The sequence below is a fragment of the Bradyrhizobium retamae genome (assembly GCF_001440415.1).
Lineage (GTDB): Bacteria > Pseudomonadota > Alphaproteobacteria > Rhizobiales > Xanthobacteraceae > Bradyrhizobium > Bradyrhizobium retamae.
In genome coordinates, this window is record NZ_LLYA01000002.1 from 38,950 (window position 1) to 50,698 (window position 11,749).

The 11,749-nt window shown below is 61.9% G+C and carries 9 protein-coding genes and 1 pseudogene; 2 read left to right on the forward strand and 8 right to left on the reverse strand.

Features of this window, described 5'->3' with window-relative positions; genetic code table 11:
* Positions 1–69 precede the first annotated feature (69 nt).
* The gene (locus CQ13_RS02605) at positions 70–1,452 is read left to right on the forward strand and encodes an LLM class flavin-dependent oxidoreductase (protein ID WP_057841599.1); all 1,383 of its coding nucleotides are present in this window, start codon (positions 70–72) and stop codon (positions 1,450–1,452) included.
* 121 nt (positions 1,453–1,573) lie between these two features.
* On the opposite strand, the gene CQ13_RS02610 is transcribed toward CQ13_RS02605, so the two are convergent.
* The 5 genes from CQ13_RS02610 to CQ13_RS02630 form a co-directional block, all read right to left on the reverse strand.
* Positions 1,574–3,238 (reverse strand): thiamine pyrophosphate-binding protein, encoded by a 1,665-nt coding sequence (locus tag CQ13_RS02610; RefSeq protein WP_057841479.1) that lies wholly within the window; start codon positions 3,236–3,238, stop codon positions 1,574–1,576.
* 457 nt (positions 3,239–3,695) lie between these two features.
* A complete protein-coding gene (locus CQ13_RS02615) occupies positions 3,696–4,268 on the reverse strand; it encodes a TetR/AcrR family transcriptional regulator (protein WP_057841480.1) in 573 nt (190 codons plus the stop codon).
* 285 nt (positions 4,269–4,553) lie between these two features.
* The gene (locus CQ13_RS02620; protein ID WP_057841481.1) at positions 4,554–6,008 is read right to left on the reverse strand and encodes an amidase family protein; all 1,455 of its coding nucleotides are present in this window, start codon (positions 6,006–6,008) and stop codon (positions 4,554–4,556) included.
* Positions 6,009–6,689: 681 nt separating this feature from the next.
* Positions 6,690–7,244, reverse strand: coding sequence for a thioredoxin family protein (locus CQ13_RS02625; RefSeq protein WP_057841482.1), 555 nt, complete (start codon positions 7,242–7,244; stop codon positions 6,690–6,692).
* A 175-nt stretch (positions 7,245–7,419) separates the two neighbouring features.
* Positions 7,420–7,911 (reverse strand): DUF305 domain-containing protein, encoded by a 492-nt coding sequence (locus CQ13_RS02630; RefSeq protein ID WP_057841483.1) that lies wholly within the window; start codon positions 7,909–7,911, stop codon positions 7,420–7,422.
* A 120-nt stretch (positions 7,912–8,031) separates the two neighbouring features.
* Between CQ13_RS02630 and CQ13_RS02635 the strand changes: the two are divergent.
* Positions 8,032–8,779 (forward strand): annotated as a pseudogene (locus tag CQ13_RS02635) (MauE/DoxX family redox-associated membrane protein).
* Positions 8,780–8,960: 181 nt separating this feature from the next.
* Here the strand turns inward: CQ13_RS02635 and CQ13_RS02640 are convergent.
* From CQ13_RS02640 to CQ13_RS02650, 3 genes are all read right to left on the reverse strand, one after another.
* Positions 8,961–9,398, reverse strand: a complete 438-nt coding sequence (locus tag CQ13_RS02640) for an EF-hand domain-containing protein (protein WP_057841484.1) — start codon at positions 9,396–9,398, stop codon at positions 8,961–8,963.
* Positions 9,399–9,844: 446 nt separating this feature from the next.
* Positions 9,845–10,357 carry a GFA family protein gene (locus CQ13_RS02645; RefSeq protein WP_057841485.1) on the reverse strand — a complete coding sequence of 171 codons (513 nt, stop codon included), beginning with the start codon at positions 10,355–10,357 and terminating at the stop codon, positions 9,845–9,847.
* A 172-nt stretch (positions 10,358–10,529) separates the two neighbouring features.
* Entirely contained in the window at positions 10,530–11,654 is a 1,125-nt protein-coding gene (locus CQ13_RS02650) for an alkene reductase (RefSeq protein WP_057841486.1), read from the reverse strand.
* Positions 11,655–11,749: the final 95 nt, after the last annotated feature.

Genomic DNA, 11,749 nt, shown 5'->3' on the forward strand with positions numbered 1-11,749 from the left:
TTTCAGGCGATAGCCCGGCGTTTAACCGGGCAAATGCGCAAGGGAACTGTGCGCGGCGAGGTTCGCGTCATGACAAAACAAATCCGGCTCAACGCCTTCGCCATGAACTGCGTGGCGCATCAATCGCCGGGGCTCTGGACCCATCCGCGCGACCGCACGCTGGACTACAACCGCCTGCCCTACTGGCTCGATCTGGCGAGGACGCTGGAGCGCGGCAGGTTCGACGGGCTGTTTCTCGCCGACGTGCTCGGCGTCTACGACGTCTTCGGCAACAGCCCGGACGCGGCGCTGCGCAATGCCGCGCAGACGCCGGCCAACGAGCCGCTGATGCTGATCCCGGCGATGGCAGCGGTGACGCAGAATCTCGGCTTCGGCGTCACCAGCAATCTCTCCTTCGAGCCGCCCTACCCGTTTGCGCGGAGAATGTCGACGCTCGATCATCTCACGGAGGGACGCATCGGCTGGAACGTGGTGACCGGCTATCTCGACAGCGCCGCCCGCGGCGCCGGCAAGGACAAGCAGACCGCGCATGACGACCGCTACGACATCGCTGACGAATATATGGAGCTGGCGTACAAGCTCTGGGAAGGAAGCTGGGAAGACGACGCTGTGCTGCGCGACCGCGCGCGCGGGATTTTTGCCGATCCTTCCAAGGTGCATCGCATTCAGCACGAGGGCCGTAACTACCGGCTCAACGCCATCCATCTTAGCGAGCCGTCGCCACAGCGGACGCCGGTGCTGTACCAGGCCGGCACCTCGCCGCGCGGTCGAAAGTTCGCCGCCCAGCATGCCGAATGCGTATTCATGTCAGGCCCGTCGGCCAAGATCATCGGGCCGCGGGTTGCCGCGATCCGCGCGCTGGCGCAGGAGATCGGCCGCAATCCGGCTGAAATCCTGATGTTTTCCATGATGACGATCATTCTCGGCCGCACCGAGGCAGAGGCGAAAGCGAAATACGCCGACTATCGGGCGCACATCGCGACGGAGGGCGCGCTGGCCTTGATGTCGGGCTGGATGGGCGTCGATTTCTCGAGCTACGACCTCGACCAGGAAGTGCGCCACGTCCAGAACGACGCCGGCCGCACTGCGCTCGACAACGTCACGCGCGCCGATCCCGACCGGGTCTGGACCGTGCGCGAAGTGGTCGAGCATGTCGGCATCGGCGGCGCGGGGCCGGTCGTGGTCGGCACGCCCGAGAAGATTGCCGACGATATCGAGGCCTGGTTCGAGCAGACCGACGTCGACGGCCTCAATGTCGCGTTCGCCACCTCGCCGGGCGATTTCGAGGATATCGCCGACATGCTGGTGCCTGAACTGACAAGGCGAGGACGGTACAAGGAGACGTATGCGAAAGGGACGCTGCGCGAGAAGCTGTTCGGCACAGGCCGCGCCGGGCTGACGGAGCAGCATCCGGCGGCGAGATTTCGCCCGCATGTGCAGGCGGCGGAGTAATTCGTAGGGTGGGCAAAGGCGCACTTGCGCCGTGCCCACCACCTATCCGCACCGCACCTCTGAATGGTGGGCACGCTGCGCTTTGCCCACCCTACGATTTCGCTACGATTTCGACCACGGCTCAATTCACCGAATTGCTGACGACCACCTCGATCAGCTTCGCGCCGGGGCGGCTGAAGGCCGACGACAATACCGACTTTAGCTGACCGGGATCGGTCACCTTCGTCGCCTCCAGACCGAGCGATTTCGCCACGCCGGCAAAATCCACCGGGGGATCCATAAAATCCATGCCGACGTAATGATCGTCGCCGTGGAAGGCGAGCAGCCGCTGCTTGATGATGCGGTAGCCGCCATTGTTGACGATCACGAACGTCAGCGGCAGCTTGTGGTTTGCGGCCGTCCACAGCGACTGGATCGAGTACATCGAGCTGCCGTCGCCGGAATAACAGACCACTGGCCGCTGCGGGTTGGCGAGGCTGACACCGACAGACGCCGGCAGTCCCCAGCCGATGCCACCGGAGGCCAGCGCGTGATAGCCGTAGCGGTCGCGGTGCGGACGCAGCGAGATCATCTGCCGCGACGACGTTAATCCCTCGTCGACCAGGATCGCGTTGTCGGGCATCGCCTCGACCACCTGCAGCGCCAGCCAGTCCGGATCGATCGGCGAGGTCTTGGCGTGCTTCGAAATCTGCTCGATCAGCGGCTTGCGCCGCGCCGTCCAGTTCTTCGAGGCGAGTGCGTCCAATCCTTGGCTCGCGCGCGCCTGGAGCGTGCTGCCGCCGGCGGCCTTTAGTGCCGGGACCAGGGCGCGCAAGGTTTCCCGCACATCGGCCTTGAGCGCGATATCGGCGCCGTAATTCCTGGCGAGGTCTTGATCGACCAGGCCGATCTGCACGATCGACAGCCCGTCCGGCAACGGATCGACTTCGCTGTAGACCGACATCCGCAAGGGATCGCCGCCGAGCGCGATGATGAGATCGTACGGCGACAGCGCGTCGCGGGCGATCTTCTGAATGCGGGCCAGCGCACCCATGAAGCACGGGCTTTCCGACAGGAAATGGGCGCCATAGGGCGTCGGCGACTGGTAGGCTGGGCAACCCAGCGTTTCCGCGAGTTGAGCGGCCTCCTGCAACGCATCGCTTTTCACGATCTCGTCGCCAACAATGATCACCGGCCGCTCTGCCTTGAGAATCCGCGCGGTGAGCGCCTGTAACGATGCCTCCGACGGTTTGACGCGGGTATCGACGCGGGTCGAGCGGCCGAGCTCGATGCCGGCTTCGGAATTGAGGATGTCGCCCGGCAGCGAGATGAACACCGGCCCCGTCGGTGGCGTGGTCGCGATCTTGGCGGCACGTCGCACGATCCGCGGCAGGTCCTCCAGCCGCGTCACCTCCACCGCCCATTTGACCAAGGGCGCAGCCATCTGCACCAGCGGACCATAAAGCACCGGCTCCGTCAGGCCGTGGCCCTGCTCCTGCTGGCCGGCGGTCAGGATCAGCGGCGTGCCGGTGAAGCTGGCGTTGTAGAGCGAGCCCATCGCGTTGCCGAGGCCGGGCGCGACATGGACGTTGCAGGCGACGAGCTTGCCGGAGGCGCGGCTGAAGCCGTCGGCCATGGCGACGACCAGGCTTTCCTGCATCGCCATCACATAGGTGAGGTCGGGATGGTCCTTCAGCGCGTGCATGATCGGCAGTTCGGTGGTGCCGGGATTGCCGAACAGATGCGTAACGCCCTCGTCCTTTAGCAGCGCCAGGAATGCCGAACGGCCGGTGATCTTGTTCTTCATTGTTCCTCCCGCCCGCCGCTTCGTTGATGTGCGGGGCGGAAGCAGATGACCAAACTTGGCGCGCGTAAGCAATGGATCGCGGTCATGGCTGCTCTGCACAGAATTTTTTCCGTGTCCCGGACACCGTGCAGCGCGGGACCCGGACACAAAAAACGCGAAAACAACCCCATGCAAAGTAGAATGGGACCCGGCTCGCAGCACTCAGGCCGCTTCCCTCCGAAGCACGAGATGGTCCGTCTTCACGGCCTCATCCCGCTCGAGGCCGTGTACTCATTAAGCAACTGACTGATGTCCGCTCAACGCTCAACAGCGGCGGAATAGCGGACATAGCCCGATGTCGCAGAAGGGCCAGAAGGAGACATGGCCCGCGGTTAGCGGTCAGTCCGGAGTGTCACGGCTCGTTCCGGTGGCGTGGAAAATCTTTCCGCACCTCTCCGCCCTTCCTAATCTAGCAAGATCAAACTCGCGCCAAGTGCAACGCGGCTTCAACGCCGCCTTCCAGGATCTGCTCCGCCTGGACAGTGTCGGGGACGGCCCGCGCGAACTGGAGGGTGCCCACCATGAGGCCGAAGATGGCGGTCGCGCGGCGGCGGCTCGCTGCAGAATCGGCATCCGGAAGTAGTGCGGCCAGAGACGAAACGTAGCTTCGCAGCGCTTTCTCGTAGTCCTGCCGGGTGGACAGGGGCTGGCGGGCGATTTCCGGGAGCAACGCCGCCGAAGGGCACCCTTCCGCCGGGTCTTCGAGGTGAGCGCGGTTGAGGTATCTCCGGATCGCCCCCTCGAGGGCCAGGCCCCTCTGCTGATCTTCATCGAGCCGATGTTGCTGGTCTCCGAGCGCGCTCGCCAGCGCCTCGCGAACGAGCGCTTCCTTGGACTCGAAGTGTGGAGAGAATGCCCCTTTGGTCAGGCCGGCTTCGCCCATGATCCCGGCGATCCCGGCGGCGGAGATGCCGTCTCGACGCACGCACTTCGACGCCACATCGATGATGTGCCGTCGCGTCGCTGCCTTATGACCTTTCTCGAAACGCATCTTCTCTCCACTCCACTAACATCCCACAGCCGTTAGGCTGCAGCCGCTTCCAGCAAGGCTTGGAGGTCGCGATCAAGCTGCTCCCGTCGTCGATGCGGGGGGCCAAGTTCGCGAGCTTGGCTTGAACCTCCTCGAAAGGCTTTGTTGAGCTGATGGTCACGTGCTCGACCGTAATGGCACGCGTTGAGTACCGTGCATTGGCCATCTGTTGATCCTCTAATCGGTTGTCGTTGTACGGAGTTGGCCCCTTTCCCAACTAAAGGGGGCCAGACGTCAGATCGTAGTCTACGGGGTGCTCAAGACGCCCTCGATCCGGCGGGCAAGGTCAAGAAGCGCCCGGTCGCTCCCCAAGGGGGCGTCCAGCTCAAGGCCAATAGGCAGCCCAGCGCGAGACAAGCCAACAGGAATGCTGATACCCGGCAGCCCCACGCTGCTTGCCGACACGGTGTGGTTCGCCAAAGCGAGGTAGCTGACTTCCTGCCCCGCGATATGGACCGTCGCCTGCTCAGCGATCAACGGCGCCGTGCAGGGCGTGGTCGGTTGCAGAATGACCAGCGCTCCATGAGAGACGAACGCCGCGTTGAGGCGGCGCTGGATTTCCGGGCGGCTCACGTTGAGCGCCGTCTGGTAGGCCTCTGCCGAGGTAGCGCCTGCACCGCCTGGCAGTACGATGTGCCCCCACGCCTGGCGAAGCTCGGGCTTGAGGCTCTCGTAGATCGCCTCGAATGTGGTCGGAATGTCGTGGCGCCGAAGGAATTCCGAAATTGCGCCCATCGTCTCATGAGCGAAGATGCCCCATGTCGCGGTTTGGATGAGGGCATTGAAATCGTCGCCAAGGTCTACCTCAACGACCTCGGCGCCGGCGTCCTGCAGCCGCCGAACCACCTCGCGGAAGCGGGTCTCGACTTCCGAGTCCACCAGATCCAGGAACTGGCGCGGCGCGAAGGCCAGTCTGGCTCCCTTCAGGTTATAGCCGCCGTCGGAGAACTCCGCAGCCTGTTCACCAGTCACGACCTGATCGATCAATATGCAGTCCGCGACACTTCGGGCGAATGCGCCCGTCGTGTCGAGCGTATGGGAGATCGGCGCAACGCCGTTGCGCGGCCAACGCCCGGTGGTCGGCTTGAATCCCACGACGCCACAGAACGATGCGGGCACCCGGATCGACCCGACGGTGTCACCGCCCAGGGACGCGGGAACGAGGCCGGCGGCCACGGAAGCGGCGGAGCCGCTCGAGGAGCCGCCCGACACGCGATCTCGTGCGCGCGGATTCTTCACTTGGCCGTAACGTGCGTTGTGACCGGTCAAGCCGTAGGACATCTCGACGAGGTTGTTCTTGCCGAAGACCAAAGCGCCCGCACTCTTAATGGCGCGAACGGCGTCGGCATCTTCGCGCGGCACGAAACGAGCGAGACCTTCGACACCCAGGCTGGTAGGCAGCCCTTTCGTCAAATAGCTGTCCTTCACCCCGAGGGGCACGCCAAGGAGCGGAGCCGCCGAGCCGGCCGCATGCGCCTTGTCCGCGTCCCTCGCGGCCTCGAGCACAGCGGCCTCGTCGATGGTGATGAAGGCGTTCAGCTCGGCAAGCGCTCGGGCGCGCTGCAGAAGCGCAGTAGTGTAGGCTTCCGACGTGATGTCGCCGTTGCGAACCGCTGCTGCAGCGGCTGCGAGCCCAAGCGAGGTGAGATCTGTGGTGTCTCGCGATGCAATCTGGCGTGAAGTGGCGGTCGTGTCGTCCATGAAATCCTCCAAAGAGCTGTTTGGCGGCATCCCGCCGCCGCCAAACAGCGGCTCAGCTCAATGCCATTACGATCATAATATGAAATTACGATCGTACTTCAATGGTGATTTTCACGTCCATGCTGTGTGCCGGACACATGTTAGTGAGGCGCCGATGACACCGTTGATCGAGGGGAGCAACCGTTCGACGAATGACCATCAGTGACGCAGGGCCTGAACACACCCTCTATTCGCGCTTTCAACCCGCGGCGCGATTGCTGGCCTACGTCATACCGAAGCAGGGGGCGGCGTTTGTCAGGCCGAGTAGATGACTTCTGCATTGGGTCAAGATGCGAAGAACTCAGCATGAGCAAACCTAGTCCGCTACACGTCCATGAGCGGAACGTGCCGCCACTTCACCTACGGGCCGTTTTCAGAATCATGCGCTGCAATAAGCAGAACGGGTATCCTTGCCCTCAGGCACCCCTGCCATCCGCATGCCCTCAATGACGCGTTCGCGCCTGGCAAGGAAGGCCGGATTCTCGCTCCATGTAATGGTCGTACGCAAGCGGCGGACAGTGAAGCTTGGATCCCGTCTGCACCACCGCCCGTGCCTGGTGCGCAAGCGCAGCGGCGAGATGGAAATGCGCGACTGAATAATTTCGGTTTGCCTCGAAGCCCCGGTGGAACCCGCGACCGGCTTTATTCGTCCTTCCATTTGATCGAACAGCCAATAGACGCCTTTTGGTCAGCTGGCGCCACACCGGTGGTCGCAATCGCACGCATAGCCTCGACAAGCTCTCGGGGCGCCCCCGCGCGAGGCGGAGTTGTGCGGCCTTCGTCGAGGCGGCCGCGATACTTGAGCTCGCGGTCGGCATTGTAACCGAAGAAGTCCGGCGTACAGACCGCTCCATACGCCCGAGCGACTGTCTGGGTCTCGTCGTGGAGATATGGAAACGGGAAATCATGGGCCTTCGCGAAACGCTTCATATTCTCAAATGAGTCTTCGGGATAGCTCGCCGCATCGTTCGAGCAAATCGCCGCAAAGCCTACGCTCTCCGACATCAGCACGCGGGCGTCCGAAACCATACGGTCGATCACCGCTTTAACATAGGGACAATGGTTGCAGATGAAGACGACGACCGTGCCTTTTTCGCCCGCAACGTCGTCCAGTGCGTAAGTCTTGCCGTCGGTCGCCGGAAGCCGGAACTCCGCCGCCGGCGTATCAAGAACGGCTTGGGTAGCTGTTGTCGCCATATCGCACCTCCTTGTGCCCAAATATATGCTGACGACGGCCTGCCGGGGCACGGTTTCCCAAGCCTGCTCGCCGCTCGCGTCGTTTTGGCCATATGTCAGCCATTTCCGGTCTACCGCCTGACAGCCGACGTGGAAAGAAGAGTTCAGGTTGGTCGGTCAGGGCCAAAAGCAGAAATTAGTCTGGGGCGCGAGGTGGCAAGTCTTTGGCGCTAGTTGGCGTCGGATTGGCTTCAAGATCGGCTACTAACTTTTTCATTTCGCTGATCTCTCTTACCTGAGCTTCAATGATGCCGTCCGCCAGTTTGCGGACGCGCGGATCTCGGATGTGAGCCCTCTCGCTCGTCAGCACCGCAATCGAATGATGCGGGATCATCGCTTTCATGTAAGAGACGTCCGACACCGTCTCCTGACTGCGAACCAACCATAACGAAACAACAAACAAGGCCGCACTCGCTATCAAAATCGCTGCATTGGCGGACCGGCTCTCGTACATGCGCCACATGAAGGCAAGCATCACCGCCGCCATGACTGCGCCCATGAGAAGCGCCATCCAGGTTCGCGTCTGGCTGTACCAAACATGATCCAGCGCGTACGTGTTGAGATACATTAACCCGAACATAATCAAAGTCGAGGCTGCGATCATCGCGGCGAAGCGAGCATAGGACATGTTCCGATTCCCATCCTTACTCGAAGGATAACTGTTCCGTACCGATTGGTTCCTCGTCGTGGAGCAGGCATTGCGCCGCAGCATAGGAACCCCCAAGTCTCAGCGGAATTGCTCGGTACAATGCTGGACAAGACGCGAGAAGAAAGGGCGACGCTCTACCGCATGGTGACACCGGAGCACGTCTGTCCCTTCGGTCTGAAATCGCTCGACCTCTTGCAGCGGGAGGGGTTCGATGTCGAAGATCATCAACTGAAGAGCCGTGCCGAAACGGACGCCTACATGGCGCGCCAACACGTCGAAACGACGCCGCAGACATTCATCGCAGGCAGTCGCATCGGGGGTTATGATTCTTCGGCAACATTTCCACAAGCCGGTCAGCAATCCCAACGCGACGAGTTACCAGCCTGTGACCGCGGTTTTCGCCACAGCCTTGGCCATGGCTCTGGCTGCGACGTGGGCTTCGACTGGAATTGTGACGACGGTGCGGAGCCTCGAATGGTTCATCGCCTTTAGTATGTGCATCCTGGCCATTCTGAAGCTGCGTGACCTCGAGACGTTCTCGAACATGTTTCTGGGTTACGACCTGTTGGCCCAACGCTATGCAAGATACGCCTATGTCTACCCCTTTGGTGAGGCGATTTCGGGCGTGCTGATGGTTGCAGGCGGTGCGCTGAAACGGTTAGCCATCCCGGTCGCCTTTGTGATCGGCACGATTGGCGCGGCCTCGGTCTTCAAAGCCGTCTATATTGATAAACGCGAGCTGAAATGCGCCTGCGTGGGCGGGGACAGCAAGGTGCCCCTTGGCTTCATTTCGCTTACCGAAAATCTGATGATGGTCGCGATGAGCGTCTGGATGGCTGTTCGTTAGATCGATAGCCGCTCAACGTCTACTTTGCGTCAAAATGCGAAGAACTCACCGTGAGCAAACCTAGTTCGCTACACGTCCATGAGCGGACCTCAATGCAACGTGCCGTCACTTCACCTACGGCCAAAAGGCGCATGGTCCATTCAGACCAGAGGTACAAATGCATCCACCTCCCGAGCCAGCACTACTGACGCGAAGCTGATGTCTGGGGCCGCCCGCGCATGAAGGCTTGCATCTCCTCCAGCGTCACTTGGCCGTCCTTGTTGCTGTCTATCGCTTTGAAAATTCTCTCGTGGGCCGCCTGAAACTCCTGCAACGAGATTTGCCCGTCGCCATCGTCCATAAGAGCGAACATCATGCGGAACATCATAGGAGATCCCATGTGGCCGCCCATCATGCCACCGCCCATCATTCCACGGCCCATCATGCCGCGACCCATCATGCCTCCACACATCATACCGCCTTGCCCCATACCACCTTGCCCCATCGTACCGACTTCTTCCTGATCCATGCGATGGGATTGAGCCTGTTGGTCTGGCTGGGGCTGTGCCATCGCGCCGACGGCGCCATATGCCAGCACGAGAGAAGATATCGTACCCACGACGCGAACGGTTTTCCTCATGGGTATTTCCTCGTTTGGTGCCAAAGCGGATTGCCTCGGCGACGGTAAATGCAGGTCTTCGAGCTACGTTCCGTCATAATCCCGTGAGAATGGTTCGGCCTCCGCCTCGCCGAAAGCGTTGCGATGCAGTGGAGCGTCCCAATCAATCCTTCTTAGGCCCTATGCCTCCGATTTGTAGTGAGGCTGCGAAACATAAGCCTCAAGTTGAAATTGGGCCACTGCTAACCGATACATAATCCGCTATTCGATCCGATCTCCGCTTTGGGTCAAGAACGACAAAGCTCAGGGTGAGCATAATGGGTCCGCTTTCGGGTGCATAGCGTCCGACCCGCTCCTTGGCGGGCCACATTGAGCCGGACTGTCTTGCCGTGATTCAAGCCCCTTATCGCCTTCGTCCAGCTCGCATCCATCCGGCTATGGCTGGCTGCGCGTAGTGGGTCCACGCTCTAGAACATCCCCTCACGATCCGCGCGCTTCTTCTTTTTCGAGCGCTGCCAGACCACGCCGGGATATCCCTTCAGCGGCACCAGCGGTTCACCGGTATAGGCCCACTCCTGCAATTCCTCGATCGCGATGTGATAGAGCGGCTGGCGGCCGGTGCGGCCGGAGAACAGCGCACGGGGGATGTTGACCATATGGGGCGAGCGCGGACGCTCATAGACGACAGGCGTGCCGCAATCGGAGCAAAAACTGCGTACCGTCTTGGTGGCCTCGTCTTCGTATCGTGTAAGACTGGCCTTGCCCTTGGTAATGCGAAAGCGCTTGCGCCAGCTTCCGACATAGGTCGCGTAGGCCGCGCCATGGGCGCGGCGACTGTCCGGCGAATGATCGTGCCAGGCCCAGCGCGCCGGCACGTCGATCTCGAAGGCGACCTTGCCGCACAGGCATTGGCCCGCGGCAGGTTTGCCGAGGGATACGGCCTTGGTTTTCTTTTTCTCTGGTTCTTCTTCCGGAAACATTTTTGGCTCAATCCTCACGTTTCGTCATTGCGAGGAGCGGAGCGACGACACTCCGTCATTCCGGGATGGTCCGAAGGACCAGACCCGGGATCTCGAGATTCCGGGTTCGATGCTTCGCATCGCCCCGGAATGACGGGCTCACACTATACGATTTCGCAATGACGCAGGAGCTTCACGCCTGCTCCAACTCGTTGTGCTCCGGATAATCCGTGTAGCCTGTCACATCGCCGCCGTAGAACGTCGCGCGGTTATAGGGCGTCAGCGGGAAACCGCGCTGCAGCCTGCGCGGCAGGTCCGGATTCGAAATGAAAATGCGGCCGAAAGCGACCGCGTCGGCATGGCCATCCCTGATCGCCGCATCGGCGGTCTCGCCGGTGAAGCCGCCGGCCGCGATCAGCACGCCCTTCCAGATCGGACGGAACAGCACCATCGCCGACGGCACGTTCTGGTGGTTGACCTCGGCGCGGCCGGCGCCGGAGGAGCGCGGCTCGATGAAATGCAGGTAGGCGAGGCGAAGCGGATTGAGTTGTTCGACGGCATATGTGTAGAGCGGCATCGGGTCCGGTTCGCCGCTGCCGTTGGCAACACCATAGGGCGACAGCCGCACGCCGACGCCGTCGGCTCCCCATACCTCGACCACGGCCTTGGTCACCTCCATCAGGAAGCGCACGCGGTTCGGAATCGAACCACCATACTGATCGGTGCGCAGGTTGGTGTGCGATTGCAGGAACTGCTCGATCAGGTAGCCGTTGGCGCCGTGCACCTCGACGCCGTCGAAGCCCGCGGCAAGCGCGTTCTTCGCGGCCTGACGGTAGGCGTCAATCACGCCGGGAATTTCCGATGTCTCAAGCCCGCGCGGCGTCTCGTAGGGCACCGCCTTGCCGTCTGCCGTGCCCGTCTTCAGGTCGGCGATCGGCACCGCCGATGGCGCGACTGGCAACACGCCGCCCGGCTGGAAGGAGGAATGCGAGACGCGCCCGACATGCCAGAGCTGCAGGAAAATGATTCCGCCCTTGGCGTGAACGGCATCGACCACCTCGCGCCAGCCTTCGATCTGCGCTTCCGTATAGATTCCGGGAACGCCGGGGCTGCCGAAGCCCGTCGCCATCACGGGCGAGGCTTCGGCGATGAGCAATCCGCCCGGCGTCGCGCGCTGCGCATAATATTCCGCGTTCAGCGGCCGCGGCGCGAGGCTCGGCTTCGCCGCCCGCATCCGCGTCAACGGCGCCAACGCGAGACGATGATTGAGCCGATAGGCGCCGAGCTTGAGCGGCGAAAACAACGATGGATAATTCATGTCTCTTCCAGAACTCCGGGTTGATACGGATACGTAACCGCTTCAGCTTGTTCGTAAAAGGTTCAAGACAACGGCGGCCGAAGCCGCCGCCATCG

Coding starts and splice junctions, on each gene's coding strand:
- CQ13_RS02630 (WP_057841483.1), bottom strand. CDS start 7,911: ATGTCCTATGCTCGCTTCGCCGCGATGATCGCAGCCTCGACTTTGATT.
- CQ13_RS02605 (WP_057841599.1), top strand. CDS start 70: ATGACAAAACAAATCCGGCTCAACGCCTTCGCCATGAACTGCGTGGCG.
- CQ13_RS02625 (WP_057841482.1), bottom strand. CDS start 7,244: ATGGCGACAACAGCTACCCAAGCCGTTCTTGATACGCCGGCGGCGGAG.
- CQ13_RS02610 (WP_057841479.1), bottom strand. CDS start 3,238: ATGAAGAACAAGATCACCGGCCGTTCGGCATTCCTGGCGCTGCTAAAG.
- CQ13_RS02615 (WP_057841480.1), bottom strand. CDS start 4,268: ATGCGTTTCGAGAAAGGTCATAAGGCAGCGACGCGACGGCACATCATC.
- CQ13_RS02650 (WP_057841486.1), bottom strand. CDS start 11,654: ATGAATTATCCATCGTTGTTTTCGCCGCTCAAGCTCGGCGCCTATCGG.
- CQ13_RS02620 (WP_057841481.1), bottom strand. CDS start 6,008: ATGGACGACACGACCGCCACTTCACGCCAGATTGCATCGCGAGACACC.
- CQ13_RS02645 (WP_057841485.1), bottom strand. CDS start 10,357: ATGTTTCCGGAAGAAGAACCAGAGAAAAAGAAAACCAAGGCCGTATCC.
- CQ13_RS02640 (WP_057841484.1), bottom strand. CDS start 9,398: ATGAGGAAAACCGTTCGCGTCGTGGGTACGATATCTTCTCTCGTGCTG.